Annotated in this window: 23 protein-coding genes and 1 pseudogene; 10 read left to right on the top strand and 14 right to left on the bottom strand. The window is 72.1% G+C overall.

Features of this window, described 5'->3' with window-relative positions; genetic code table 11:
• The first annotated feature begins 27 nt into the window (after positions 1-27).
• Complete coding sequence (locus ACGFIG_RS16290) at positions 28-438, top strand: hypothetical protein (protein ID WP_393003515.1); 411 nt, start codon at positions 28-30, stop codon at positions 436-438.
• 155 nt (positions 439-593) lie between these two features.
• Here ACGFIG_RS16290 and ACGFIG_RS16285 read toward each other — a convergent pair whose 3' ends face one another.
• From ACGFIG_RS16285 to ACGFIG_RS16270, 4 genes and pseudogenes are all read right to left on the bottom strand, one after another.
• Positions 594-941 (bottom strand): hypothetical protein, encoded by a 348-nt coding sequence (locus ACGFIG_RS16285; protein ID WP_393003513.1) that lies wholly within the window; start codon positions 939-941, stop codon positions 594-596.
• Between the two features lie 414 nt (positions 942-1355).
• Positions 1356-2555 (bottom strand): pectate lyase, encoded by a 1200-nt coding sequence (locus tag ACGFIG_RS16280; RefSeq protein WP_393003511.1) that lies wholly within the window; start codon positions 2553-2555, stop codon positions 1356-1358.
• 99 nt (positions 2556-2654) lie between these two features.
• Positions 2655-2747: pseudogene (locus ACGFIG_RS16275) on the bottom strand (IS5/IS1182 family transposase); the annotation flags it as partial.
• Positions 2748-2864: 117 nt separating this feature from the next.
• A complete protein-coding gene (locus tag ACGFIG_RS16270; protein ID WP_393003509.1) occupies positions 2865-3143 on the bottom strand; it encodes a nuclear transport factor 2 family protein in 279 nt (92 codons plus the stop codon).
• Positions 3144-3182: 39 nt separating this feature from the next.
• Between ACGFIG_RS16270 and ACGFIG_RS16265 the strand changes: the two genes are divergently transcribed.
• On the top strand, positions 3183-4157 hold the full coding sequence (locus tag ACGFIG_RS16265) for a trypsin-like serine peptidase (RefSeq protein WP_393003507.1): 975 nt from the start codon (positions 3183-3185) through the stop codon (positions 4155-4157).
• A gap of 92 nt (positions 4158-4249) precedes the next feature.
• On the opposite strand, the gene ACGFIG_RS16260 is transcribed toward ACGFIG_RS16265, so the two are convergent.
• On the bottom strand, positions 4250-5095 hold the full coding sequence (locus ACGFIG_RS16260) for a CHAP domain-containing protein (RefSeq protein ID WP_393003505.1): 846 nt from the start codon (positions 5093-5095) through the stop codon (positions 4250-4252).
• 246 nt (positions 5096-5341) lie between these two features.
• On the opposite strand from ACGFIG_RS16260, the gene ACGFIG_RS16255 reads away from it, so the two are divergent.
• Together ACGFIG_RS16255 and ACGFIG_RS16250 are read left to right on the top strand one after the other, a co-directional pair.
• Positions 5342-6295: an SRPBCC family protein gene (locus ACGFIG_RS16255; protein WP_393003503.1), complete on the top strand. Its 954-nt coding sequence runs from the start codon at positions 5342-5344 to the stop codon at positions 6293-6295.
• Positions 6296-6320: 25 nt separating this feature from the next.
• Entirely contained in the window at positions 6321-7493 is a 1173-nt protein-coding gene (locus ACGFIG_RS16250) for a zinc-dependent alcohol dehydrogenase (protein ID WP_393003501.1), read from the top strand.
• Positions 7494-7561: 68 nt separating this feature from the next.
• On the opposite strand, the gene ACGFIG_RS16245 is transcribed toward ACGFIG_RS16250, so the two are convergent.
• Entirely contained in the window at positions 7562-8560 is a 999-nt protein-coding gene (locus ACGFIG_RS16245; RefSeq protein WP_393003499.1) for a hypothetical protein, read from the bottom strand.
• 615 nt (positions 8561-9175) lie between these two features.
• Complete coding sequence (locus ACGFIG_RS16240) at positions 9176-10654, bottom strand: glutamate--cysteine ligase (RefSeq protein ID WP_393003786.1); 1479 nt, start codon at positions 10652-10654, stop codon at positions 9176-9178.
• A 183-nt stretch (positions 10655-10837) separates the two neighbouring features.
• Here ACGFIG_RS16240 and ACGFIG_RS16235 point away from each other — a divergent pair, with 183 nt between their 5' ends.
• Positions 10838-11176 carry a DUF3817 domain-containing protein gene (locus ACGFIG_RS16235; RefSeq protein ID WP_393003497.1) on the top strand — a complete coding sequence of 113 codons (339 nt, stop codon included), beginning with the start codon at positions 10838-10840 and terminating at the stop codon, positions 11174-11176.
• 83 nt (positions 11177-11259) lie between these two features.
• Here the strand turns inward: ACGFIG_RS16235 and ACGFIG_RS16230 are convergent, their stop codons facing one another.
• Together ACGFIG_RS16230 and ACGFIG_RS16225 are read right to left on the bottom strand one after the other, a co-directional pair.
• Positions 11260-12120, bottom strand: coding sequence for an alpha/beta fold hydrolase (locus ACGFIG_RS16230; RefSeq protein ID WP_393003495.1), 861 nt, complete (start codon positions 12118-12120; stop codon positions 11260-11262).
• A gap of 148 nt (positions 12121-12268) precedes the next feature.
• Positions 12269-12808, bottom strand: a complete 540-nt coding sequence (locus tag ACGFIG_RS16225; RefSeq protein WP_393003493.1) for a hypothetical protein — start codon at positions 12806-12808, stop codon at positions 12269-12271.
• Between the two features lie 151 nt (positions 12809-12959).
• Between ACGFIG_RS16225 and ACGFIG_RS16220 the strand changes: the two genes are divergently transcribed.
• From ACGFIG_RS16220 to ACGFIG_RS16210, 3 genes are read left to right on the top strand one after another with little or no spacing between them, the layout of a single operon-like run.
• A complete protein-coding gene (locus ACGFIG_RS16220) occupies positions 12960-14084 on the top strand; it encodes a Vms1/Ankzf1 family peptidyl-tRNA hydrolase (RefSeq protein WP_393003491.1) in 1125 nt (374 codons plus the stop codon).
• A complete protein-coding gene (locus ACGFIG_RS16215; RefSeq protein ID WP_393003489.1) occupies positions 14077-15831 on the top strand; it encodes a thiamine pyrophosphate-binding protein in 1755 nt (584 codons plus the stop codon). Before ACGFIG_RS16220 ends, ACGFIG_RS16215 begins: the two co-directional genes overlap by 8 nt.
• A gap of 51 nt (positions 15832-15882) precedes the next feature.
• On the top strand, positions 15883-16971 hold the full coding sequence (locus ACGFIG_RS16210) for an iron-containing redox enzyme family protein (RefSeq protein ID WP_393003487.1): 1089 nt from the start codon (positions 15883-15885) through the stop codon (positions 16969-16971).
• A 32-nt stretch (positions 16972-17003) separates the two neighbouring features.
• Here the strand turns inward: ACGFIG_RS16210 and ACGFIG_RS16205 are convergent, their stop codons facing one another.
• Positions 17004-17231 carry a CDGSH iron-sulfur domain-containing protein gene (locus tag ACGFIG_RS16205; protein WP_393003485.1) on the bottom strand — a complete coding sequence of 76 codons (228 nt, stop codon included), beginning with the start codon at positions 17229-17231 and terminating at the stop codon, positions 17004-17006.
• A 215-nt stretch (positions 17232-17446) separates the two neighbouring features.
• Here ACGFIG_RS16205 and ACGFIG_RS16200 point away from each other — a divergent pair, with 215 nt between their 5' ends.
• Positions 17447-18868 (top strand): hypothetical protein, encoded by a 1422-nt coding sequence (locus ACGFIG_RS16200; RefSeq protein WP_393003784.1) that lies wholly within the window; start codon positions 17447-17449, stop codon positions 18866-18868.
• 227 nt (positions 18869-19095) lie between these two features.
• Entirely contained in the window at positions 19096-20235 is a 1140-nt protein-coding gene (locus tag ACGFIG_RS16195) for a SigB/SigF/SigG family RNA polymerase sigma factor (protein ID WP_393003483.1), read from the top strand.
• Between the two features lie 55 nt (positions 20236-20290).
• Here the strand turns inward: ACGFIG_RS16195 and ctaD are convergent, their stop codons facing one another.
• The 4 genes from ctaD to ACGFIG_RS16175 all read right to left on the bottom strand — a co-directional run bounded on the left by ctaD (position 20291) and on the right by ACGFIG_RS16175 (position 24943).
• Entirely contained in the window at positions 20291-22294 is a 2004-nt protein-coding gene (gene ctaD, locus ACGFIG_RS16190; protein WP_393003481.1) for a cytochrome c oxidase subunit I, read from the bottom strand.
• A gap of 106 nt (positions 22295-22400) precedes the next feature.
• On the bottom strand, positions 22401-23126 hold the full coding sequence (locus ACGFIG_RS16185) for an ATP-binding protein (protein ID WP_393003479.1): 726 nt from the start codon (positions 23124-23126) through the stop codon (positions 22401-22403).
• 105 nt (positions 23127-23231) lie between these two features.
• Positions 23232-23684, bottom strand: coding sequence for a DUF4383 domain-containing protein (locus ACGFIG_RS16180; protein ID WP_393003782.1), 453 nt, complete (start codon positions 23682-23684; stop codon positions 23232-23234).
• A gap of 101 nt (positions 23685-23785) precedes the next feature.
• Positions 23786-24943 carry a glycosyltransferase gene (locus tag ACGFIG_RS16175; protein ID WP_393003477.1) on the bottom strand — a complete coding sequence of 386 codons (1158 nt, stop codon included), beginning with the start codon at positions 24941-24943 and terminating at the stop codon, positions 23786-23788.
• Positions 24944-24972 lie beyond the last annotated feature (29 nt).

Genomic DNA, 24972 nt, shown 5'->3' with positions numbered 1-24972 from the left:
CGATTCAGATGGAGGTACGACATGAGGATGCGCCGGTTCGTCGCCGCCCTGACCGCAGCGACAGTCACGACGTTCGGTGCGGTGGCCATTGCCCCGGCACCCGCCCAGGCGGCCACCGGCTGGGACCTGACCGGCACTCCCGGTGACGTCGCCGGCGCCTGGGCTTACGGCACCTGGTGGTGGTCCGGCGGGCGCCTGTACGTGGAGGTGAAGCTCAAGGACACCAAATCCGACGGTTACTCGGCCGTCGTAGGCCTTACTGCCAGTTACAACGACGGCGGCACGCGGCACGAGCACGTGGGGAACACCAGTGGGTACGGCAAGACCGTCACCAAAGAGTTCAACTTCGCCGGAAACGTCACGAAGATCACCGGGGAGGAGTGCCTGGTGAACAGCAACACCAGCTGCATCAACCTTTCTAGCGGCCGAATCTACTGACGCGAACCGTCCGACGACAACGGTAGGAAAGGCGTGGGGTCGTCGTCTGCTGGCGGCGCCCCACACGCCACTCGGCGTCAACCAGGAACTGGCACTCCAGCAGGTGATCCCGCCGCCTTCCCGGCCGCCCGCGAACGACCACAGGAAAGCACTGGTCAACTGGCCTTGTAGGTGAGGTAAGAGCCCTTCGGCCAACTGTGGAAGTTGTTGAGCTCAGAGGCCTGACCGCTGCAGTCGGGGGTCCGGTAGCCGGGGACGCTCCGGAAGCCACCGCTCCAGGCCAGCAGCCAGGTCGCGTCGGCCGGGACCTGACGGCAGACGCCGTCAGGCGTGGCCTGCCTGCCGACCACCTCGGTCGGGTAGCTCGAGTAGAAGACCAGGCCCGTGTCGGGGCTCTGAAACGGTTCGCCGGCAGCGGCCGGCGACGCCGACAGCGTCGCGGTCAGCATGGTGAGCAGGGCGGCGGCGAGACCTGAGGCGATTCGGTAGGCGGACCTGCGCATGAGTGTCCTTCCGGGATGGCGCTCGGGGAGAGACCGAAGCTCGGTTCAAACCCAGGAGCAGAGTTATCTACATCGATGCCACGATCCACCCAGAAAGTTTCTGTGTCAACCAAACAGAAACCGGATCCGAGCCTTCCTCATCACGATCAGGCCTGTAGGCATCCGTGCCCTCGAAAGCGTCCACGCCGCGCGCCGGCGCATCGCACGCCACGCGGAGCGGGACCGTAGAGTTGCGATCCTCGCCCGGCCTGAAGGGCCGGGCCCTCCCTTGACAGGGAGAGTCTATGGCTTCGAAGACATCAGAATGCCGCCGAAGTGGAGCACGGGTTCAGTGAGCTCGCCCCCGTACGACGGACACCGAAGGGGCGCCCGCCTGGCGGCGGGTGCCCCTTCGCGAACAAACGTGTCTAGTGACTACCGGAAGGTGACGTCACTCCTGGTGACCTTGCAGTTGGCGTCGTTCCAGCCTTCACCGAGGTAGCTGGGTTCGCTGCCCTTGGGCACACCCTTGTACTTGCCGCAGATGGTGGCCGAGCCGATTACGACCACGCGAGTGATCGTCGCGGTGTCGTTCCAGTTGCTGTTGATGCCGGCGAGCATGTCGATGTCGTCGACGAGGACGTTGTCGATACGCACGTGACGGGTGTGCGAGGTGGAGCAGTTGCCACAGGCGCGGTACAGCTTGCCGGACCCCTTGAGGTAGAAGCCGGAGATGTTGACCGTGCCGTTGCCGTTGTGCTGGAAGGTCTTGTCGCTGCCGTTACGCGCGCCGCCACCGATGACGTAGGAGGTACCGCCGTTGGTCTGCTTGAAGGTGGCGGCGTCCTCACCGATGTCGTTCCACCACACGTTGCGCAGTGTGCAGGTGCCCTCGCAGTGCACGCCGTCACCGGCGGGCGAACCGAGGATGACGTTCTGCAGCGTGCCACCATTGGCGATCTTGAACATCGGGTCCTGCGACTCGCCCTGCCCACCGTCACCGATGCAGCAGTACGTCTTCATCCCGCCGTCGAAGGTGCCGGAGACGCTGACCGTGCCCGAGATGCTCACCGAGCCGGCCGACGACGGCCACGCACCAGTCGGCGCGCCCGGGTTGCTGGTCGGGTTGGCCGTCGGGCCGCTGGTCGGACTGGTGGTCGGGGTCGACCCGCCGCTGGAGTACGTCTCGAACTCGGCGATCCGTGGGGTGCCGGACGCGCTGGTGATGACAAAGGAGATCTTCTTCAGCGACGTCGAGGAGAAGTTGATGGTGCCTGGGGCGCTGCTGCCGCTGGCCAGGACGGAGCCCGTGTCGTGGTTCTTGAGCTGCCAGCCGCTGATCGAGCCGCCGCCCGAGGCCTGCACGATGGCGGCCGAGGACACCGTCGTGGCGCTGCCCCACTTGACCGAGACCGTGCCGGTCGAACCGCTCGGCGACCAGTAGGTGCTGGGGTTGCCGTCGATGACGTTGCCATAGCTGGTACCACTGGCTTTGCTGGAGCCGTCAGCGCCGGCGCCGAGGCTCAGGTTCGTGGCGGCCGAGGCGTTGGGAATCTGCAGCGCCAGGGCGACGACGGCACCTGCGACCGCGGTGGCACCACCGGCCAGCCACCGCGTGGCGACTTTGCGTCTCATCTGAGTTCACCTTTCAGGCATGAGCACCGGGACGGGAAAGCGCTTTCCAGCAACGATAGAGACTGACCAATAAAGAGGCAAGGGTCACTTCTTGTTGACGATCACATCCTGTGCGTGGTGCCACGCGGTGGTGGCCCCGACGGCGGATCCGGCGGCGAGGCAGGCGTAGGTGTCACCGGTGCGCAGGTGGGCCGGGGGCGCATCGCGCTGACCTGCAAGCTCAGGATAAAAGTGCTCGAAAAATCATCCTCGCCGGCTGACCACCGGCCCGATGCCAGGCAACGCCTTCACCCAGTTACGAGACGTCCCTCAGACCGGGACGAAGGTGGCGGCCAGCACCCGCCAGGTGCCGTCCTCACGCACCCAGAGTCGGGTGTAGCGCAACCGCGCGGACATGGCGGCACCGCCCTGAACGGCATCCACCGCAGCGACCATGCGAGTCACCCCAGTCTGACCGTCTTCCTGGACGTCGAGCGACTCCTCCACCAGGCTGGTGATTCGCAGTGCACCGGAGCGGTAGCTCTCCAAGTCGTCTTCCTTCGTAACGTTTCGCTGGTCCGTAATGGAGTACCCGAAATAGGGGGGCAACTCTTGAGATCAATCCTGCGCTGGTCCACATCGGTCAGCATGGCGCTCGCGCTGGTCCTGACCGGCTCGGCGGTCGCCCAGGCGAAGCCGAGCACGGTCGAGAAGAACGGCAACACCACCACCGTCGCCCGTACCAGGGACGGTCGTGCGATCACCAACAAGGCGATCGCCGCCGAGGTCGCCAGGTACTGGACGCCGGAACGCATGGCGAGCGCCGTCGACCTCGACATCGCGAAGCCCGCGAACGCCACCGCGTCGCTGGACCGGGCGCCGAAGCCCGACGGGCCGGCGGGCTCCGTCGCGCCGCGTCGACCGAGTGTCGCCAGCGGCTCTGACGTGGGCATCCAGCTCAACGAGTCGGCCGTCGTCGGCAAGGTCTACTTCACCACCCCCAGTGGCGGTGGCGCCTCGTGCTCGGCGAGCGCGGTCGCCAGCGGCAAGGCGCGACTGGTCATGACCGCCGGGCACTGCGTGCACCAGGGCGCCGGCGGGCAGTGGTACCGCAACTGGCAGTTCGTGCCGCGCTACCGCAACGGGGCGCGCCCGTTCGGCACGTTCGTGGCCTACCAGCTCACGGCCCGTACGGCGTGGACCAACAGCAGCAACCACGACGAGGACATGGGCATCGCCATCATGCACAACGGCGGAAACTGGGGCCTGAAGGTCGTGCAGACCGTCGGCGGCCACGGCATGCGCTGGAACTGGGGCTACAACATCAGCCTCGTGACGGCCCTCGGCTATCCGTCCAACCTGGGCGGCGGCGAGAGCCAGTACTACTGCCAGAGCGGCACCTGGCACGCGGGCGGCCAGCAGATCCGGATGTGGTGCAACATGACCTACGGATCCAGCGGCGGTCCCTGGTTGCAGGAATACAACGACCAGAACGGTCTCGGATACATCAACAGCGTCGTGAGCCACGGCGACAACCCGGGCAACGGGCAGTTCGACGGCCCGTACTTCGACAACGACATCAAGAGCCTCTACGACTTCGCGGAGGGTCTCTCCCCGGCGTGACAGGTAACTGACGGCAGAGCCCCGGCCATTGGCCGGGGCTCTGCGCGGCGGTGCGCGTCATCGGCGGGGAAACTCCCCTCCGAAACAACCGGTCACTTGAAGCGGATGAACTTCGAGAACTGGTTGTTGGCGGTGCCCACCGAGACGGTCCGGTGGCTGTACTTGTCCGCCGAAACGTAATTGTATTCGTCGATTTCGAAGGTGCCGTTCGCGTTTACCTTCGTCACGAAGGCGACGTGACCGTAGGTGCCGCCCAGGCGCACGGCGACGTCACCGGCCTTCGGGCTGTTGTAGACCGGCACACCGGCGCGTCCGGCGGCGGCCACCCACTCCTTGGCGTTGCCCCACCGCGCCTGACCCTTGTACTGGTTGTGGAAGGCGACGCCGACCCGGCTGCGCAGCGCCCACGCCACGAAGCTGGTGCACTGCCCCTTGTAGAAGTTCCAGGGGTCGATGCCCGAGGTCTGGCCCTTGTAGGGGTAGTCGTCCTTCGCCGGGTAGGTGGTCCCGGGGGAGATCAGCCGGTGCGAGGCGTTGTTGTTCTTCAGCGTGGAGTTGAGGTTCTTCTTCGCCCCGGCCGCGAAGTCCTGGTACGCGTGGGAGCCGTTGTAACCGGTGTTGTAGTAGACCCGCACCGTCTTGCCGGTGCGGTTCCACGCCGAGGCCGCGTTGTTCTTGATGCACTGGCCCTTGCCGCTGCCGGCGCCCTTGAACTCGTAGCAGCCCGGCTGGGTCGTGCCGTAGTCGGACAGCGAGCCGGCGTGGTCGGAGACCGAGCCCGCGTGGTCGCTGTTGTAGTAGAAGCAGAACTCGCCGGAGTTGCAGACGCCGTCGCGGGCCGCTGCCTGGGCCGGCGCGGCGACCGCCAGGACGCCGATGGTGGCGCTGAGCAAGCTCGCACTGAGGGCGCCGAGGACGCGAACGGTGACCGAGCGCATGATCACTTCCCTCCTGGGGTGGGTGAGGAGGGCCACGCTACAAGCCATCGACCGATTGCCATACCCCTCAATTGCGGCGCGGCGGGAGCAGGTTCGCGATGCGGGCGCGCCAATCTGCCATGTTCCGTGGCGTTCTGTCCCGATTCCGGCTCGTCGGGCCTGTGCTGCGCATAGCGTCAGGAGTGGCGGCTGTCCGCCGCCGGGCCCCGCCCTGTGCGGGTCAGGACGAGCTGACGGTGGTGCGACGTGGACGAGACCGAACCGATGCTGCTGGACCCGCGGGAGCGACACGCCGAGGGTGCCGGGCTGACCCGGGCACTGGGCGTGCTCAGCCTCGCCCTCGGCGCCGGTGGGCTGCTGGCCCCCCGCGTGCTGGCCCGGCTGACCGGCGTGGACGACTCACCCGCCGCGCGTACGGTCATCCCCGCCGTGGCCGCCCGCGAGCTGGCCCACGCGGCCGGGCTGCTCGCCGGCCGCCGGCCCGTCGGCTGGACGTGGACGCGGGTGGCCGGCGACGCGCTGGACCTCACCCTGCTCGCCCGGGCCTGGGCGGGCGGATGCGGCGAGCGGCGCCGGCGGACCGCCCTCACCACCGCCGCCGTCGCCGGCATCGCCGCCGTGGACCTGGTCGCCGCCGTACGCGCCGGGCGGGCCCGGGCCGCACGCCGCCGGATGATCGACATGGAGGTGGCGGTCACCGTCAACCGCTCCCCGGCCGAGGCGTACCGGTTCTGGCGGGACCTGGAGAACCTGCCCCGGTTCATGTCCCACCTGGAGTCGGTGCGCGCCGAGGACCTGCGTCGGTCGCACTGGACCGCGCGCGGGCCGGCCGGCCGGCGGGTCGAGTGGGACGCGGAGATCATCGACGACCAGCCGAACCGGTCGCTCGCCTGGCGTTCGATGCCCGGCACCCGGGTGCCCAACGCCGGGCGGGTGCGGTTCGTGCCCGCGCCGGGCGACCGAGGCACCGAGGTGCGCGTACGGCTGCGCTACGCCCCGCCGGCCGGCGCGCTCGGCCGGGCGGTGGCGAAGCTCTTCGGCGAGGAACCCGAGCAGCAGGTCCGCGACGACCTGCGCCGGTTCAAGCAGGTGGTGGAGACCGGTGAGGTGGTCCGCTCCGAGGGCAGCCCCGACGGCACCTCCGTGCGCCAGCAGGTCATGCAACGCCCCGCCCAGCCGGTGCCGACCGGCCGCCGCTGACCGCCCGCCACCGAGAGGACGAAGGATGAAGGCCACCGCCTGGATGGGCAGGGACAGCGTCAAGGTCGTCGACGTGCCCGATCCGAGCATCATGAACGCCCGCGACGCGATCGTACGCGTCACCTCCACCGCGATCTGCGGCTCCGACCTGCACCTCTACCACGGCTACATCCCCGACATGCGCAAGGGCGACATCCTCGGCCACGAGTTCATGGGGGAGGTGGTGGAGGTCGGACCGCAGGTACGCAACCTGCGCCCCGGCGACCGGGTGGTGGTGCCGTTCCCCATCGCCTGCGGCCACTGCTCCTCCTGCCAGCGTGGCCTCTACTCGGTGTGCGAGAACTCCAACCCCAACGCCGGGGTGGCCGAGAAGATCATGGGTCACTCGCCGGCCGGCATCTTCGGCTACTCCCACCTGCTCGGCGGCTACGCCGGCGGCCAGGCCGAGTACGCCCGCGTGCCGTTCGCCGACGTCGGCCCGATCAAGGTGCCCGACGAGGTGCCGGACGAGCAGGCGGTGCTGCTTGCCGACGTCCTGCCCACCGGCTACATGGGCGCGGAGATGTGCGACATCAAGCCCGGCGACGTCATCGCCGTGTGGGGCGCCGGCCCGGTGGGACTGCTCGCCGCCGCCAGCGCCCGGATGCTCGGCGCGGAGCGGGTGATCGTCATCGACCGGTACCCGTACCGGTTGCGGCTCGCCGAGGAGCACGCCGGCGCGGAGACCATCAACTACGACGACACCGACGTGCTCGACGCGCTCAACGCGATGACCGCCGGCCGGGGGCCGGACGCCTGCATCGACGCCGTCGGCCTGGAGGGGCACCACGGCAACGCCGCCGTGTACGCGTACGACCGGGCCAAGCAGGCCGCCCGGCTCGAGACGGAGCGGCCGTTCGCGCTACGCCAGGCGATCCTGGCGTGCCGCAGCGGAGGCGTGGTCTCGGTGATCGGCGCGTACGGGGGCTTCGTCGACAAGTTCCCGATGGGCGCGCTCATGAACCGGTCGTTGATCATGCGTACCGGCCAGTGCCACGTGCAGCGCTACACCCGTCCGCTGCTCGAACGCATCCAGCGCGGCGACATCGACCCCAGCTTCATCGTCAGCCACCGGATGCCGCTGAAGGACGCCGCCAAGGCGTACAGGATCTTCCAGAAGAAGCAGGACGACTGCACCAAGGTCGTCCTCAAGGTCTGAGCGGGAGGGCGGCGCGCCGCGACTCGGCCCGGGGGCGGCGAACACCCCCGGGCCTCGTCGACACAGGCTCAGGCCCAGGGGGCCGTCGGATACCAGGGGATGATCTCGCGGCGGGCGAGCAGCCGTACGTCCCAGTAGAGGAACGTGAAGGCGCCGGCGACGATGAACGCGACCGCGGTCAGCACCGCCAGGCGGCTCGGCCGGGCGCTGAACCAGCGTTGCAGGCGCGAGCCGGCCAGCCAGGCCAGCAGCAGGAACAGCACCGCCATGATGACGATGTTGCCGATGGACTGGAGTGTGAACGCCGCCGCGCCGTAGAGCGGGTTGCCGCTCTCGGCGGCGTCGCGGAACATCTGCCGGAACAGCGCGAAGGGCCGGCCGATCAGGAAGCCGGCGATCAGGGCGCCCATGAAGACCATCGGGGCGTTGGGGAACCGCCGGGCGATGCGGGCGAACGGGTCCGGTACGACGCCGAGCGCGGCCAGCCCGAGGTAGATCATGATGAGCCCGATCGCGCCGAAGACCACCATGGACTGGATGCTCCTCGGCGACAGCCCGCCGGGGGAGTTGGGCGCGGTGGAGAACTGCGGCATCGACGTGCCGACGAGGCCGACGATCGCGCCGTAGACGGCCGACACGGTGATCATGCCCACCGACATCCAGCCCAGCGGCTTCAGCGGCGTGACGATCCGGCTGAGGCGGCTGCCCGTGGTGCCGGTCAGCGGGGCCAGGGCGCCGAACGCGGCGATGTTGCAGGCGGTGAACGTGCCCGCGATGCCGGAGACGAACGCGAACAGGATGCCGGCCGCGATGCCCTGGATGGGCGTCTCCTTGGCGTCGTGGCCGAGCAGCGTGTTGGCGACGTTGTCGCCGATCGTCCGGTCCACGAACTCCGCCGACCAGATGACGGTCAGCAGGAACCCGCCGAGGACGCTGAGCAGGATGATCAGACCGCGCCGTCGCGGAAAGTGCCCGTTGACGAACGCGGACGTCCCGACCCGGGCGGTGTCGGAATCGAGTCGGACGGGCGCGTCGGGTCGCGGGGAAGACCTCTGGGTCTGCGTCACATGCGCTCCTCGGGGGTAGGAGGGGCCGGTCGGGAAGGGGGAAGCCGGCGCCCGCGACGGCACTGGTGACCACGATCGGCGTCGTGGCCACGAATCCGCCTCGGTGGGCCACCGATCGAGATGGACGCGCGCACGGCGCCCCGGACCGAATTGGCGCGGATCGATGTCCGCGCTTCATCATCGGGGGACGGCCACCACCCGGGTTCTTCCATCGTGCGCAATTCCGCCCCGCCCTCTCCGCCCCGCCTCGCCCCGGTTGAGTCGAGGACGATGTCTCCCCGAAGGGGTGCTCGGCGACCACCGCCGTGGTGATGCCTCTCTGTCCCTGTCGAGCTGATGTCGTAGACGATTCAGCCGATGCCCCTGATCCCGTGGCCGCCTCGGCTCGGTGCAGGCATGGTGGGCTCCTCGCAGCGGCCGGGGCAGGCGTGGACCCGCCGGGGGACGAGAAGCAGGACCCACTGCTCGGTGGCCTCCGCGCGTGGGCGACGCAGCTGACTTCGCCGACCGTGAATCGTTTACGACATCAGCTCGACAGGGCGCTCGGCACCATCGGCCCGGCTACCTGAACGCTGGGCGACCGCCGTGCTGGGCCCCGTACTGACGTGACGGCGGTCAGGGAATGGGCCACTCGTGGACCGGCCGGTTGCTGTGCATCAGCGTCACGTAGTGCCGTACCACCTCGCGCAGCGCCTCCGGCCGGTCGAGATGGTCGGCGGACTCCAGCCGGTGCAGGGTCTCCACCTGCCAGCTCGCGCCGTTGCGCCCGGTCAGGCACCGTTGCTCGATGATGCCGAGCAGCCGGTCCCGCTCGCCCGGCTCCAGGCCCCACCGGTCCAGCCCGTGGTGGGCCAGGGGGAGCAGCCGGCGCAGCACCAGCTCGGTGACCGGGAGGTAGCCGAGGCCGGGCCAGAAGACCTGGGCGTCGATGCCGTACCGGGCGCAGGCGGTGAAGTTCTCCTCGGCCGCGCTGAACGACATCTGCGACCACAGCGGCCGGTCGGCCTCGGCCAGGGCCCGGACGAGCCCGAAGTAGAAGGCGCCGTTGGCGACGGTGTCGAGCACCGTCGGCCCGGCCGGCAGCACGCGGTTCTCCACCCGCAGGTGCGGGCGGCCCTTCAGCACGTCGTACACGGGGCGGTTCCAGCGGTAGACGGTGCCGTTGTGTAGGCGCAGCTCGGCGAGCTTCGGCACGTCCCCGCGAGCCAGCGCCTCGGCCGGATCCTCCGCGTCGCAGACCGGCAGCAGCGCCGGGAAGTAGCGGACGTTCTCCTCGAACAGGTCGAACACCGTGGTGATCCACCGCTCGCCGAACCACACCCTCGGGCGTACGCCCTGGGCCTTGATCTCCTCCGGCCGGGTGTCGGTGGCCTGCTGGAACAGCGGGATGCGGGTCTCCCGCCACAACTCCCGGCCGAACAGCAGCGGCGAGTTCGCGCCCAGGGCCACCTGGATACCGGCGATCACCTGCGCGGCGTTCCAGTAGTCGGCGAACTGGGCCGGGCTGACCTGGAGGTGGAACTGGGTGCTCGTGCAGGCCGCCTCCGGGGTGATGGTGTCGGCGGTGACCGCCAGCCGTTCCACGCCGTTGATGGCGATCCGCAGATCCTCCCCGCGGGCGGCGAAGATCTGCTCGTTGAGCAGCGCGTAGCGCGGATTGGCCGACAGCGTCTCGGCGGTCAGGTGCTCCGGGCGCAGCGTCGGCAGGATGCCGATCATCACCATGTGCGCGCCCACGCCCCGCGCCCTGGTCTCGGCGGCGTTGAGGCTGGCGCGCACGCTCTGCTCGAACTCGCCGGTGCCCGTGCCGGCCAGCCGCCGCGGCGCCACGTTGATCTCGACGTTGAACTGGCCCAGCTCCGTCTGGAAGCTCGGGTCCGCGATGGCGGCCAGCACGTCGGCGTTGCGCATGGCCGGCATCGAGTCGTCGTCGACCAGGTTGAGCTCGATCTCCAGGCCGGTCATCGGCCGCTCGACGTCGAACCGGGACTCGCGGAGCATCTCGGCGAAGACGTCCAGGCACCGCCGTACCTTCTCGCGGTAGCGGGCCCGGTCCTCGCGACTGAAGGTCCGCACCCCGACGTCCTCGCCCATGGTCACCGCCCTGTCACCGTTGGTCCCCCTAACCTCGCACGCCCGGGGCGGGCCGGGGAAGACCCGAAGCTTCTTGTACGTACCCACCGGGGGCCCGGGTGATCCCTGTCGCCTTCACCGGTTGTGCGGCAGGTGCGCGCGGCGGGGTGGTTAGCATGTGCGGCAACCGGTGGGGGAGTGACAATGCGCGAGAAGATCACCCGGCTCTTCGTGGCGGCGGCGATCGCCGAGGCCTGCTCCTGGCTGGCCCTGCTCGTCGGCATGGCCGTCAAGTACGGCCCTCCGGGCAACGAGATCGGCGTACAGATCTTCGGCCCGATCCACGGCGCGCTCTTCGTCGCGTACGGGCTGCTGGTCCTCGCGATGGCCCGGGTGCACCGGTGGCGGCCCTGGCCCACCCTCGTGGCGCTGGCCTGCGCCGTGCCGCCGTTCGCCACCCTGTTCTTCGAGCGGTGGGCGGCGCGGCGCGGCATGCTGCGCACCGCCGGCGAGCCGGATCGCCCGCTGACCCCCGTCGGCTGACCGGCCACCCGACCCGCCGCCGGGTCATCGGCGGGCAGGCCGGTCCGGCGACCGGGTCACCGGCTGGCTGGCTGCCGGGTGGGTCAACCGGCGAGGAAATCGCCCAGCGCGGCGGCGAGCTGCTCCGGGGCCTCCTCGGCCATGTGGTGGCCCGAGTCGATCGCGGCCACCCGCACGTCGTCGGCCCAGTCCCGCCAGATCGCCGCCGGGTCGCCGTACAGGTCGACCATGTCGTCGCGCTCCGACCAGCAGAACAGCACCGGGCAGGCGATCCGCCGCCCGGCGGCCCGGTCGGCGTCGTCGGCCGCCCGGTCCGGGCCGAGTCCGGCGCGGTAGTCCTCGCACATCGCGTGCACCGTCGCCGGGTCGTGGATGGCCCGGCGGTAGTCGGCGTACGCCTCCTCGCCCATGGCGGCCGGCGACCCGCCGTACCAGGCATCGGGGTCGGCGGTGATCACCCGCTCCGCCGGCTTGTCCGACTGGCCGAGGAAGAACCAGTGCCACCAGCGGGCCGCGAAGCGGGCGTCGGCGCGGGCCAGTGCCTCCCCGATCGGCACCCCGTCGAGCACGCCCAGCCGGCTGACCCGCTCCGGGTGGTCCAGCGCCGTGCGCATCGCCACGTAGCAGCCCCGGTCGTGCCCCACCACCGCCGCGCGGTCGTGCCCGAGCGCGTCGAGCAGGCCGACCACGTCGCCGGCCATGGCCCGCTTGGCGTACGTGGTGTGCCCGGGGTCGCTCGGCGGCTTCGACGAGCCGCCGTAACCGCGCAGGTCCGGGCAGATGACGGTGTGCTCGCGGGCGAGCAGTGGCGCGACCCGGTGCCACGTCGCGTGGGTGCGCGGATGCCCGTGCAGCAGCACCACGGGTGGCCCCGAGCCGCCGTGGCGTACCCGCAGCCGGACCTCGCCGACGTCGATGTGTTCCAGCGTGAACCCCTCGAACATGGCTGCGACCGTGCCCGCCCGCGCGGCGCCGGAAACGCGCCGGCCGCCCGCTCGCAACGCCCCACGCTTCCCGGCAGCGCCAGCGCCAGCGGCGGCGGCGACGCGGCGGCCCGGCGGGAGGCGGCCCGGCCAGGCGGGGAACTGGCCGTCAGGTCAGCGCCGACCAGGTCACCAGGACGGCGACCAGCAGCGCGCCCAGCACCGCCTGGAGCAGCAGCGGCGGCCCGAGGTGCGACCACAGGGTGGCGGTACGCGGGGTGAGCAGCTGACCCGTCGTGAGGTTCACGATCCGCTCGATCTTCGGCGGCAGGTCCGGGTCACCCTGGCGGCGCAGTGTGAGTTGCACGTGGTCGGCCGGGTGCAGGGCGCTCTGCGGCAGGTGCCCGTGCAGCTCGACCTCGCAGAGCTGCCCGGCGCCGGTGCGCAGCCGCACCGGTGTGACCAGGTATTCGGGGCCCTTCTTCAGGTCCTTGAACCGTCGTCGGGTCGCGCCGGAGCCGGCGGAGAGCAGGGAGCGCACCAGCGCCACCAGTAGCCCGGCGATCCCGGCCGCCGCGAGCACGGCGACCAGCACCGGCTGACCGATGCGCACCTCGCGCGGGTAGCCGTCCATCAACCGCACGATCCGTCCCGTGACGATCCGTTCGGTCGGGTGGACGATCCGCCGGATGTGCAGGTCACTGTCCATCTAAACCACCCAGAGTCCGCTTGCGTTCACTCATGGTATCGGCCATTCGGGTTGAACGACATGAATGAAACCCCGTCACGCGCTCGCGGCGGTCAGGTGACAACGGCAGCGGCGCGGGTAAGCGGGGGGCCGAGCTGGAAAGGGGTCGAGCATGCAGCTGTCCTTCCTGCGCCCGCTCTACGACCGGCCGGGACCGTGGGTCTCGGTGTACCTGGACGCGTCCGCCAACACCCAGGACGCCCACCCGGCGCTCGATCTGCGCTGGCGGGCCCTGCGCCAACAACTCCAGCAGCAGCGCGCCGACTCGGGCACCATCGATGCCGTCGAGCGCGTCGTCCGGGAGCACGACCCGATGCCGGGGGACTACGGTCTGGCGGTCTTCGGCGCCCGGGGCCGGGTGGTGCTGTCGGAGTACCTCTCCGCGCCGCCGCTGCGGGACCTCGCCGCGTACACCCCGTTGCCGCACGTGATGCCGCTGCTGGCGCAGCGCGGCGAGCAGGTGGCCTGGGTGCGGGTGCTGGCCGACCGGACCGGCGCCGACGCCATGGCGATCAGCGCGGGCGGCGTGCCGCGCCGCGCCCACGTGACCGGCCGGGAGGACTTCCAGTTGCGCCGGGTGCAGCCCGGCGGCTGGTCGCAGTCCCGGTACCAGCGCGCCGCCATGGAGGCCTGGCACCACAACGCCGGTGACGTCACCGCGGCGACGGTGGAGCTGGCCGAGAAGGTCGGCGCCGAGGTGGTGGTGGTCGCCGGCGACGTGCGCGCCACCGGGATGATCGCCGCCCAGATGCCGCCGCGCTGGCAGGACGTGGTGGTCCGTACGGACGCCGGGTCCCGGGCCGGCGGCGCCGACCAGAGCCTGCTCGACGACCTCACCGTGCAGACCATCGCCGAGGTCGCCGACCAGCGGATCACCGCCGCGCTGGACCGCTTCGGCATGCAGGAGGACGTCGGCGCCGGGCTGGACGCCGTCGTGTCCGCCCTGCAACGCAACCAGGTCGAGACGATGCTCATCGTCGACGACCCGTCCGCCAGCGGGGAACTCTGGATCGGGCCGGACCCCACCGAGATCGCCACCGACCCGGGGCAGCTCGCCGCCATGTCCGTACGCGATCCGGAGAAGGTCCGTGCCGATGCCGCCCTCGTGCGCGCGCTGGTCGGCACCGACGCCGAACTGACCGTGCTGGGCCCGGACGAGGCGCCGGAGCTGACCGACGGCGTCGGCGCGGTGCTGCGGTACGTCGACGCCGCGACGCCGGGGCGCGGCGGTGGCTGAGCGTACGGTGGCCGACCTGGTGGTCGAGCGGCTGCGGGCCTGGCAGGTGCCCCGGGTCTTCGGCTACCCCGGAGCGGCCGTCGCCCCGGTGGTCGAGGCGTTGGACGCCTCGGGCGGGGACCCGGCGTTCGTGCCGGCCCGGCACGAGGAGACCGCCGCCTACATGGCCACCGGGCACGCCAAGTTCACCGGCGGGATCGGGGTCTGCCTGGCCACCCAGGGGCCGAGCGCGGTGCAACTGCTCAACGGCCTCTACGACGCCAAGCTGGACAACAAGCCGGTGGTGGCGATCGTCGGCGAGGACGTCGCCGGCCCGCTCGGCGGCGCCCACCAGGAGATCGGGCTGAGCCGGCTGTTCGCCGACGTGTGCAACCAGTTCGTCCAGTACGGCCGCCTGCCCGACGGGGTGCCGGCCCTGCTCGACCAGGCGTTCCGTACCGCCGCCGCCACCCGCAGCCCGGTCTGCGTGGTGCTGCCGCGCCAGTTGCAGGAGGCCGTGGTGCCCGACCTGCCGTCCCACGCGGCCGGGGTGCTCTCGGCGTCGCCGGGGGAGCCGCTGGCCCGGGTACTGCCGCACGCCGTCGACCTGGACGCCGCCGCCCAACTGCTCGGCAACGGCCAGCGGACCGCGATCCTGGTCGGGCAGGGTGCCCGGGGCGCGGCAGGTGAGATCGTCGCCCTCGCCGAGCGGCTCGGCGCCGGGGTGGCGGCCTCGCTGCTGGGCAAGCCGGTGCTCGACGAGCGGCTGCCCTTCCACGCGGGCGTGCTCGGCGAGGTCGGCACGACGGCCGCCGCCGAGCTGATGGGCGGCTGCGACACGCTGCTGCTGGTCGGCACGAACAACCCGTGGACGGACTACTTCCCGATGCCGGGGCAGACCCGCACGATCCAGATCGACATCGACGGCCGCCGCTTCGGCGCCCACTATCCGGTCGACGTCCCGCTCGTCGGCGACGCCCAGGAGACGCTGCGGGCGTTGCTGGACAGGGTGCCCGACAGGCCGAACGCCCGATGGCGGGAAACCGTCGAGGCCTCGGTCGACCGCTGGCGGGCCGAGCGGGCCGAACGGATCGCCGCCCCCGCCGAGCCGGTGAACCCGCAGCTCGTGCTGCACGAACTCGCCGCCCGGATGCCGCACCGCGGGGCGGTGGCGGTGGACGTCGGATCGGTCCTCTACTGGTACGCCCGGCACCTGGACCTGCCGCCGGGCGTCAACGCGCAGCTCTGCGGCACCCTCGGCTCGATGGGCTGCGCCCTGCCGTACGCGGTGTCGGCGAAGCTCGCCGCCCCGGACCGGCCCGTGATCGCCCTGCTCGGCGACGGCGCGATGCAGCTCAACGGACTGGCCGAGATGGTCACCGTGGCGCACCACTGGCAGGAGTGGCGCGATCCGCGCCTGGTGGTGCTGGTGCTCAACAACCGCGACCAGTCCGGCGTGGGCGGTCGTACGCCGATCGACCCGACCCGGCGCCGGCCCGATGTCCCGTACGCCGGCTGGGCGCGCCTGCTCGGCCTGCACGGGGTGCGGGTCGACCGGCCGGAGCTGGTGGGCGCCGCCTGGGACGAGGCGCTGGCGGCCGACCGTCCCTGCGTGCTGGAGGCGGTGGTCGACCCGTTGGTGCGCCTGGCGCCGCCCGAGCCCGCGTTCGCGGACCTGCGTGAGGTGTTCGCCGGGGGCGAGGCGGCCCGTCGGGTACGCGACCGGATGCTCGCCGGGCTGGCCGTGCAGGCCGACGACGTCGTTTGATCCACCCGGCGGCGGGCACTGAGGACGGGCAGTACGACGCTGGAGGTCACCTTGTCAGAGCCCCTCGACCGACCGTACGGTCGCGCGCCCCTGCCGCAGCCCCGTGGACCGGTCTCGGCGGCCCTGCTGGAGGCGCTGCGGCGCACGCCGCACGACCTTCCGGCGGGGCTCGGCGCCGCCCTGGACCCCGCCGACCCGCTCACCGACGAGGACCTCCAGCTCACCCTCTTCTGCTGCTACGAGCTGCACTACCGCGGCTGGCGGGGCGTCGACGACGACTGGGAGTGGCAGCCGTCCGTGCTGGCGCTGCGCGCGTACGCCGAACGGCACTTCGAGGCGGCGGTGCGGGCGCTGGTGGGGCCGCTGCCGACGCCGCTGCCCGGCGGGGTACCGGCGGCCCTGGCCGACGTGGTCGCCGCCGACGACGGGCCGTCGCTCGCCGGGCACCTGCAACGCCGCGCGTCGCTGGCCCAGTTCCGCGAGTTCGTCACCCACCGCTCGATCTACCACCTGCGCGAGGCCGACCCGCACAGCTGGGCCCTGCCGCGCCTCGGCGGGCCGGCCAAGGCCGCCCTGGTCGAGATCCAGATGGACGAGTACGGCAACGGGCGCCTCGACCGGATGCACGCCGAGCTGTTCCGGGTGACCATGGACCGGCTGGGGCTGGACACCGGCTACGCCGCGTACCTGGACGCGGTGCCGGCGGTCACCCTGGCCACCAACAACCTCATGTCGCTGTTCGGGTTGCACCGGCGGCTGCGCGGGGCGCTGCTGGGGCACCTGGCCGCGTACGAGATGACCTCCTCGCTGCCGAACCGCCGCTACGGCAACGGGCTGCGCCGCCTGGGCCTGGACGAGGCGGCCACCCGCTTCTACGACGAGCACGTCGAGGCCGACGCCGTGCACGAGCAGATCGCCGCGCACGACCTGTGCGGGGGACTGGTCCGGGTGGAGCCGGGGCTCGCCCCGGACGTGCTCTTCGGCGCCGCCGCGGCGCTGGCGGTGGACCGGCTCTTCGCCGCGCACCTGCTGGACGCCTGGGCCGCCGGTCGCACCTCCCTGCGCGCCCCCGCTCCGCTGCGCATGGAGGTGCGGAACCACCCCCATCCCGCCCCCGACCTCCCCGCCGCCGTGGCCTGACCGCCGGACCGTCACGTGTGACGGGAGTGGGGTCAGGAGGCGCGGGTGGTGCCCGCGCGGAAGCCGACGGCCTTGTGCGTACCGTCGCAGAACGGCTTGAGCGCCGACTTGCCGCAGCGGCACAGCGCCACCGTGCCGCGCCTCGCGTCGATGGTCTCCCCGTCCGGGGTGAGCAGGGCGAAGTCGCCCCGGACCAGCAGCGGCCCGTCCTCGTAGGGCGTGATGGTCGCCGCCGCGGGGGCGTCGTCGTCGGTGCGCATGGGCGCAGATGTGCCCCTTACCGCGGCACTGAAACCCCTGCTCACCGGCGTGCCGGGGCCGGCGGTGACCGCCGTCGTGGCCCCGTCCGGCGGGGCCGGCGCCGCCCCGCCCGGGATCTTCTGATTGGTCCCGCCCGGTGGGGGATGCCCTGTTTGAACCCCATCGGGACGGGAAGCCGGGCCGCGTGGTGAGCGAACGAGGCAAGGTGGGGCCGGTGCACAAGGTGCGCAAGGGGCTCACGGCCGAAGGTGCCGGGCTGGCGGGCGACCGGGTGGTGGCCGCCGGCAGCGCGGCGCGGGTGCTGGTGGCCGCCACGGCGCGGGCCCTGCGCGGGACCGACTGCGCCGACCTCGGGCACCCCGGACACCCGGGGCCGCTGTCGCGCTTCACCGGCGCGCCCGAGCCGGTACGCCGGGCGGCGGTGCTCCGGGCGGCCGGCCGGGTGGCGCTGACCCCCGGTCAGACGGCCGAGGTCGACGCCGGCCGGGTCGCCCGCTGGTTCGCCGAGCAGTACCCGGGCCGCCGCTACCCGGGGGTCCTGGTCGGCTCCCCGCACGGCGCCGCCGCGCACCTGGCGATGGCGCTCGGCGTGCCCTGGCTGCCGGCGGCGTTCGAGATGACCGTGCACTGGGCGCAGGGCGCCGTGGACCGGCCGCAGGCCGCCCTGGACCATGGTGCCGCGCTCACCGCCCGCCTCCTCGGCGGCAACGCCGACCTGCACGTACGCCAGGTGCACTGCCCCGCGAGCCGGGGCGCGCTGGCCGGCGCCACGGTGTCCCTGGGGGCCCGGTGGCGGTCCCTGCCGGCCGCGTACGCGCGCTTCCTGGCCGATCGGCTGGAGCCCGGCGCCCCGGTGCTGCTGCTGGGCGACGCCCGCACCTGGCCGGTGTTCGACTCCGCCCCGGGGCACAGCTTCCAGGTCGGCTGCCCGGGCAGCGGCCTCGACCCGGTCGACTTCCACCCGGACAGCCACGCCCTGCGCCAGGTGCTCCGCTCCGCCGGCGGGGACGGCGCGCACTGGCAGCCGCCGGAGGTCACCTCGCCGCCCGAGCCGGCGGAACACGGCGTGGAGTCCGGTTTCGAGGCCGCCGTCCGGGAGTGGACGGGGCGGCACGGGCATCCGCTGCACCGGGTTCTCGTGCCACGACCGGAGGCGCTCAGCGCCGCGACTGCAGACCTGTACCGGCGCTGGCTGCGCGCCGCCGGCAAGACCGGCGACCGGCTGGTGGTGGAGTGCGGCCGGCTGCTCGACCCGTGGCAGGTGGTGCGGGCCGGGATGGTGCCGTACTGGTGCGAGAACGCCACCCGGCGCAGCGTGGAGGAGGTGGAGTGGTGGCTCGCCGGCAGCGAGCCGTTCAGCTCGGTGGACGTGCTGCCCGAACCGCCCGGCCTGCGGTCGCCGGCGCTGGCCGGGCTGCCCCAGTGGCTGGCCGTCGCCGGCTTCGGTCGCCGCCGGCGGGCGCTGGACCGCACCTCGGCGCGCGGCTACCCGGTCACCTCGGTGCCCACCCGCCGGGCCACGGAGGTGCTGCGGGCGCAGCCGTACGACCTGCCGACGCCGCCGCCGATGACGGTCGCCGACGCCCTCGCGGCGCTGCGTGACGGCGGCGCCGGCCAGGGCCTGCTGGTCTGTTGAGCCGGCCCTTTCGAAACATCCTCGCGAACCCCGGGTCCCGTGATTGAGTACCTACGGAGCGGGAACACCGCTGGCTGCGACGGCCTGATCACGCCGTCCGGCGTGGCGCCGTCACCCGCTGACATCCCAGTCATGTGACCCACTTTCCGGCCCGGGCGTGGTGCGACCACGCGCGCGCACGACCGGTTCCTGAATCCGGGCGGGGGACCTTCCTGAGGGAGGCGCGGATGTTCGGACAGACCACCACGACCACACCACCGCCGACCGAGCGGGGCCTGGAGGACCTCGACGCCGCCGCACTGGCGTACGCGGCCCGCATCGAGGGCCTTCCGCCTGAACGACGCCAGGAGGCGCGCGACGACCTCGTCCGCTTCGCCCTGCCGTTCGCGGGCCGGCTGGCCCGCCGCTACCGGGGGCGTGGTGAGCCGCTGGAGGACCTGGAGCAGGTCGCCCGGCTCGGTCTGGTCAACGCCGTCGACCGCTACGACCCGGAGCGGGGCTCGTTCACCGCGTACGCGGCCATCACCATCGTCGGCGAGATCAAGCGGCACTTCCGCGACCGCACCTGGGGCGTGCACGTGCCGCGCCGGCTGCGCGACCTGATCCTGGAGGTGGGGCAGGCGACGTCGGCGCTGACCAGTGAGCTGTCCCGGGCCCCGACGGTCGCCGAGCTGGCGGAGCGGCTGGAGACGCCGCAGGAGGAGATCCTCGCCGCGCTGGAGTCGGCCGCCGGCTACAGCCCGGCCTCGCTGAACGCCCCCGTCGGCGGGGAGAGCTCGGCCGAGTTCGGTGACCTGGTCGGCGAGTCCGACAACGCGCTGGAATCCGTCGACGACCGGGTGACGGTCAGCGGGCTGCTGCACCGGCTGCCCTGGCGGGAACGGCGGATCCTGGCGATGCGCTTCTACGGCAACCAGACCCAGGCGGAGATCGCCGCCCGCTTCGGCATCTCCCAGATGCACGTCTCCCGGCTGCTGTCGCGGGCGTTGACCTGGCTGCGTCAGGCGATGCTGGCCGACGCCCCGCCGCCGTGGCAGAACGGGGCCGCCGAGTCGGAGCCGGCGAAGACCCGGATCTCGGTCCGGCACAACGGCGACCGGGTGGTGGTGGAGGTCGGCGGTGAGGTCGACCGCGACGGCGCGGACCAGCTGCGCCGCGCGATGCTGGAGGCGGTGACCGGGCAGCCCGCCGAGGTGGTGGTCGACCTGGTCGGCGCGGGCGGCTTCGACGCCGGCGGCATCGCCGCGCTGATGGCCGGCCGCGAGGCCGCCGCCCGTACGGGGGTGCCGCTGCGGCTGACCCGGGTCCAGCCGGCCGTGCGCCGCTCGCTCACCGCGGCGGGACTCGCGGCGGCCCGCGAGAGCTGACCACGTCGAAAGGGCCGGCACCACGCGGTGCCGGCCCTTCCACGCGTACGCCCGCTCAGTGCTCGGGCGTGTCGCCGGGCCCGCGCGGGTGCCGCCAGCGGTCGTTCTCCTGCGGCTCCCGCTGGGCGCCGAGGTGGGTCTCCTCCGGCTCGTCGGTCTGCTCGAAGCTGGGCCGGCGCACCTCGTCCGGCTCCGGGACGTCCACCGGCCTGGCCCCGGACTGTGGGGCCGGCTGGTACTCGGCGGCCTCCCGTGCGCCGTGCGCCCCCTCGAGGGACGGCGACTCGGGCACGTGCCTCTCGCGGTGCAACTCGTCGCGGAAGTCCTGCGGCGGCTTCGTGGTGCGCTGCGGCAGGTCCCGGCCGAGGTCGGCGACGAGCGGGCCGTACTTGGCGTCGAAGGCGGGGCGCTCGGAGCGGATGCGGGGCATCCGGTCGAAGTTGCGCAGCGGCGGTGGGCAGGTGGTGGCCCACTCCAGCGAGTTGCCGAAGCCCCACGGGTCGTCGACGGTCACCTGTGCCCCGAAACGCCAGGACTTCCAGGCGTTCCAGATGAAGAACAGCGTGGAGGCGCCGAGCACGAAGGCGAAGATGCTGGAGAAGGTGTTGAGCGCGGTGAAGCCGTCGCTGGGCAGGTAGTCGGCGTAGCGGCGGGGCATCCCCTCGTTGCCGAGCCAGTGCTGGACGAGGAACGTGCCGTGGAAGCCGACGAACATCGTCCAGAAGTGGACCTTGCCGAGTCGCTCGTCGAGCAGCCGCCCGGTCATCTTCGGCCACCAGAAGTAGAAGCCACCGAAGAGCGCGAAGACCACCGTGCCGAACAGCACGTAGTGGAAGTGGCCCACGACGAAGTAGGTGTCGTGGGTGTGCCAGTCGGCGGGCGGGCTGGCCAGCAGCACCCCGGTGAGGCCGCCGAAGAGGAAGGTGACCAGGAAGCCGATCGCGAAGAGCATCGGCGTCTCGAAGGTGAGCTGCCCCTTCCACATGGTGCCGATCCAGTTGAAGAACTTCACCCCGGTGGGCACCGCGATCAGGTAGCTCAGGATGCTGAAGAACGGCAGCAGCACCTGGCCGGTGGCGAACATGTGGTGGGCCCAGACGGTCATCGACAGCACCGTGATCGCGGCGGTGGCCAGCACGAGGCCGGTGTAGCCGAAGATCGGCTTGCGGGCGAAGACCGGGATGATCTCGGTGATGATGCCGAAGAACGGCAGCGCGATGATGTAGACCTCGGGATGGCCGAAGAACCAGAACAGGTGCTGCCAGAGCATCGGCCCGGCGGTTCCCGGGTCGTAGACGTGGGCGTTGAGCAGCCGGTCCGCCGCGAGCGCCATCAGCGCGGCGGCGAGCAGCGGGAACACCAGGATCACCAGCACGCTGGTGAAGAGCATGTTCCAGGTGAAGATCGGCATCCGGAACATGGTCATGCCGGGCGCGCGCAGGGTGAGGATCGTGGTGATCAGGTTGACCGCGCCGAGGATGGTGCCCAGGCCGGAGACCACCAGGCCGATCACCCACAGGTTGGCGCCGACGCCGGGGGAGTGCTCCTGGCTGCTCAGCGGCGAGTACGCGGTCCAGCCGAAGTCGGCGGAGCCGCCCGGGGTGAGGAATCCCCCGACCACCATCAGCCCGCCGAACAGGTAGAGCCAGTACGCGAGGGCGTTGAGCCGGGGGAACGACACGTCCGGGGCGCCGATCTGGATCGGCACGATGTAGTTGCCGAACCCGAACGCCGCCGGGGTGGCGAACAGCAGCAGCATGACGGCGCCGTGCGAGGTGAAGAGCTGGTTGTACTGCTCGGCGGAGAGGAACTGCATGCCGGGGCGGGCCAGCTCGGCCCGCATCAGCATCGCCTGGATCCCCGCGACCAGGAAGAACCCGAACGAGGTCAGCAGGTAGAGCAGACCGATCTGCTTGTGGTCCGTGGTGGCCAGGAACCTGGTCAACTTCCCGCCGGGCAGGGCCTCGCGCATCGGCCCGGGGTAGCCGCCGAAGCGTGCCGGCGCCAGGATCGCCGGCCCCCGGTCCCGTGCAGGTGCGGTGTTTCCCCGCTTGGGCATGTGACTCTCACCCCGCCATGACGACAGATAGGACGGCGCGGCTACCCGCCCCACAGCCTATGAAACCAGGCGACAGCGGTTATTCAGGCGAGAGTGGTAAATTCGGTCAATTGGCCGGCAGTATGGCCCAGACGACCTTCCCGTCACCGGCCGGCGAGCTGCCCCAGCGCTGGGCCAGCTCGCGTACCAGCATCAGCCCCCGGCCGCCCTCGGCCCGCAGGTCGGGGCAGCGGGCCCGCACCGAGGTCCGGCTGCCGTCCGTCACCGCCACGTGCAGGTACGGCCGGCGCAGGGTGAGCGTCACCTGCATCGGCGTCCCGGCGTGCCGGACCACGTTGCCGACCAGCTCGCTGAGCACCAACGAGGCCGGACCGGCGACCTCGGGCAGGTTCCACCGGGCGCACGCGTCGGTGACCAGTTCCCGCGCCCGCCGGCAGGCCCCCGCGACCGGTTCGAGCCGGACCCGCAGCCGGGGTGTCGCTGCCGCGTTCGCCACCCGGGTCGCCTCGTCGCAGTCCCGGCGTACGGGCACCAACCGGCAGGCGGTCGACTGCGCCAGCCAGGTCGCCGCCTCGGCCGGCGGGGCACACAGCACCACGGGCACCGCGGGCCAGTCGGCCGCCCGGCGGGCGGCCGCGGCGAAGACCGCGAGGGCGAGCCGGTCACGCACGGTGATGTCGGCGAGGTCGACCACGAGCGCGTCGGGCTGGTTCGCGAGGCAGCCGTCCAGCACGGTGTGCACCGTGCGCATGGTGGCGAGGTCGAGGCTGCCACGCAGGCGTACGACGGTCACGGGTGACCCGTCGCGCACCTCGCAGGTGATCCTCCGCATCCGCGCCCTCGCTTCGCCTCGTCGAGGTCTGCGAACTACCCGGGGTCGGGTGGGGCGAAACCGCGACCGGCCGGGGCGCGACGCGCCCCGGCCGGTCCCGATGAGTCACCGCGCGGTACGGTCCCGCGTCGTCAGGACGCCGAGCGCGATCATGCCCACGCCGAGGAACAGGTGCAGCCAGTTGTCGGCGTTGTTGACGGGGATGAAGTTGGCCCCGCTGTTGTGGTCGACCACCAGGCCGTAGAGCCAGAGCACCAGGTAGATCGCGCCCCCACCGATCAGGTACGCCCGTGCGCCCGCGACGGTACGGGCCAGCGCCAGCCCGGCCACCCCGAAGAGCAGGTGGACGATGTTGTGCAGCACCGAGACCTGGAACAGGCCGAACAGCTTCGCCTCGGAGTCGTGCCCGGCGAAGCGCAGGTCGTAGTAGTCGCTGGTGATGCCCGGCACGAAGCCGAGCACGCCGACGAGGAGGAAGACCACCGCCACGACGGTGGCGGCCCGCCGGACGGGCGCCTTGCCGTCCGCCGGGTTGTGCCGGGCGCGGGAGCGCGCCATGGGACCGGTCACCGCCGTCTCCTCACTGTGCGGGAATACCGAGCGGACCGGGCCTTCCCACTGTTCGCACCGACAAACCCGCCGTCGGCGCGGATCGCCGGTCAGGCCGCCAACAGGCGCCCGGCGGTGGCGAGCTGGCGGACCCGCTCGTAGAGGCCCACGTACTTCTCCGCCATCACCGCGGGCGTGAAGCGCACGGCGGCCTCGCGCCGGCACTCGTCCGGGTCCAGCATGTCGGCGGCCAGCAGCAGCTCGCCGAGTTCCTCCTCGTCGGTGGTGAGCAGGCCGGTGCGGCCGTGCTCGATCAGCTCGGGCAGGCAGCCCCGGGCGGTGGCCACCACCGGCGTGCCCAGGGCCAGCGACTCGACCACCGCCGTGCCGCCCGGCTCCTCCCAGCGCAGCGGGAACAGCGAGGCCCGGGCGCCGGCCAGCAGGTCGTCGCGGTCCTGCCCGGCCACCGTGCCCACCCAGCGGACCAGGTCGCCGTCGACGTGCGGCGCCACCTCGTCGTAGAAGAACCGCACGTCCGGGTTCTGCCGGGCCTCGTCCCCGGCGGCGGCCAGGTCCTCCGGCCGGTGGTACGGGCCGACGGGACCGGCGAGCACCAGCGGCACCCCCACCCGCCGGGCGAGGCGCGCGCCCACGTCCTGCCCCTTGCCCGGGTTGATCCGGCCCAGGATGAGCGCGTAGTCGCCCTTGTCGGCGCGGGGCCGCCGGTCCGCGTCGACGGCGAGCGGGGTGGACAGGTGCACGTGGCCCACCGAGTGCTCCCGCAACGCCCGGGGCGCGCGGGCCAGCTGCGAGGCCGAGACGCCGTTGACCCGGACCCGGTCGCCGCCGTCGAGGTTGCCGTAGAGCGCCGGGTGCTTGGCCAGGTCCCAGTGCAGCGTGTGCAGCGCCGGCGGGGCGTCCGGGCCCATGGCGGTGAGCGTGGCCAGGCCGACCGCCTCCACGTGGTCGTGCACCAGGTCGATGTCGTCGCGCGAGTGCAGCACGCGCACCACCCCGTTCAGGTGCGCCTGGGAGATGCCGCAGACCTGGTTGTACGGCCGCTGCAGGGCGTGGAACTGCCCGTCGGGGAAGACGGAGAACTTCTCGTCGACCGGCAGGGCGCTGCTGTCGACCGACGCGAGCACCACCCGTACGCCGAGGCGGCGCAGCTCCGGCACGAGCGTGGCGATGACGTTCTCGATACCGCCGTAGCCCGGCGGCGGCACGGACAGCCACGGACCGGCGTTCATCAGGACGGTGAGGCTCATGCGACGTTCCTCTCGACGGGGCCGCGGGC

The organism is Micromonospora sp. NPDC049048, from assembly GCF_043197615.1.
Classification (GTDB): domain Bacteria; phylum Actinomycetota; class Actinomycetes; order Mycobacteriales; family Micromonosporaceae; genus Micromonospora.
The sequence above is the reverse complement of the archived record's forward strand: the minus strand, read 5'-3'. Positions and strand labels throughout refer to the sequence as shown.

Coding starts and splice junctions, on each gene's coding strand:
- ACGFIG_RS16235 (WP_393003497.1), top strand. CDS start 10,838: ATGCGCGAGAAGATCACCCGGCTCTTCGTGGCGGCGGCGATCGCCGAG.
- ACGFIG_RS16280 (WP_393003511.1), bottom strand. CDS start 2,555: ATGAGACGCAAAGTCGCCACGCGGTGGCTGGCCGGTGGTGCCACCGCG.
- ACGFIG_RS16195 (WP_393003483.1), top strand. CDS start 19,096: ATGTTCGGACAGACCACCACGACCACACCACCGCCGACCGAGCGGGGC.
- ACGFIG_RS16250 (WP_393003501.1), top strand. CDS start 6,321: ATGAAGGCCACCGCCTGGATGGGCAGGGACAGCGTCAAGGTCGTCGAC.
- ACGFIG_RS16230 (WP_393003495.1), bottom strand. CDS start 12,120: ATGTTCGAGGGGTTCACGCTGGAACACATCGACGTCGGCGAGGTCCGG.
- ACGFIG_RS16265 (WP_393003507.1), top strand. CDS start 3,183: ATGGCGCTCGCGCTGGTCCTGACCGGCTCGGCGGTCGCCCAGGCGAAG.
- ACGFIG_RS16220 (WP_393003491.1), top strand. CDS start 12,960: ATGCAGCTGTCCTTCCTGCGCCCGCTCTACGACCGGCCGGGACCGTGG.
- ACGFIG_RS16290 (WP_393003515.1), top strand. CDS start 28: ATGCGCCGGTTCGTCGCCGCCCTGACCGCAGCGACAGTCACGACGTTC.
- ACGFIG_RS16260 (WP_393003505.1), bottom strand. CDS start 5,095: ATGCGCTCGGTCACCGTTCGCGTCCTCGGCGCCCTCAGTGCGAGCTTG.
- ACGFIG_RS16225 (WP_393003493.1), bottom strand. CDS start 12,808: ATGGACAGTGACCTGCACATCCGGCGGATCGTCCACCCGACCGAACGG.
- ACGFIG_RS16285 (WP_393003513.1), bottom strand. CDS start 941: ATGCGCAGGTCCGCCTACCGAATCGCCTCAGGTCTCGCCGCCGCCCTG.
- ACGFIG_RS16205 (WP_393003485.1), bottom strand. CDS start 17,231: ATGCGCACCGACGACGACGCCCCCGCGGCGGCGACCATCACGCCCTAC.
- ACGFIG_RS16175 (WP_393003477.1), bottom strand. CDS start 24,943: ATGAGCCTCACCGTCCTGATGAACGCCGGTCCGTGGCTGTCCGTGCCG.
- ACGFIG_RS16180 (WP_393003782.1), bottom strand. CDS start 23,684: ATGGCGCGCTCCCGCGCCCGGCACAACCCGGCGGACGGCAAGGCGCCC.
- ctaD (WP_393003481.1), bottom strand. CDS start 22,294: ATGCCCAAGCGGGGAAACACCGCACCTGCACGGGACCGGGGGCCGGCG.
- ACGFIG_RS16185 (WP_393003479.1), bottom strand. CDS start 23,126: ATGCGGAGGATCACCTGCGAGGTGCGCGACGGGTCACCCGTGACCGTC.
- ACGFIG_RS16240 (WP_393003786.1), bottom strand. CDS start 10,654: ATGGGCGAGGACGTCGGGGTGCGGACCTTCAGTCGCGAGGACCGGGCC.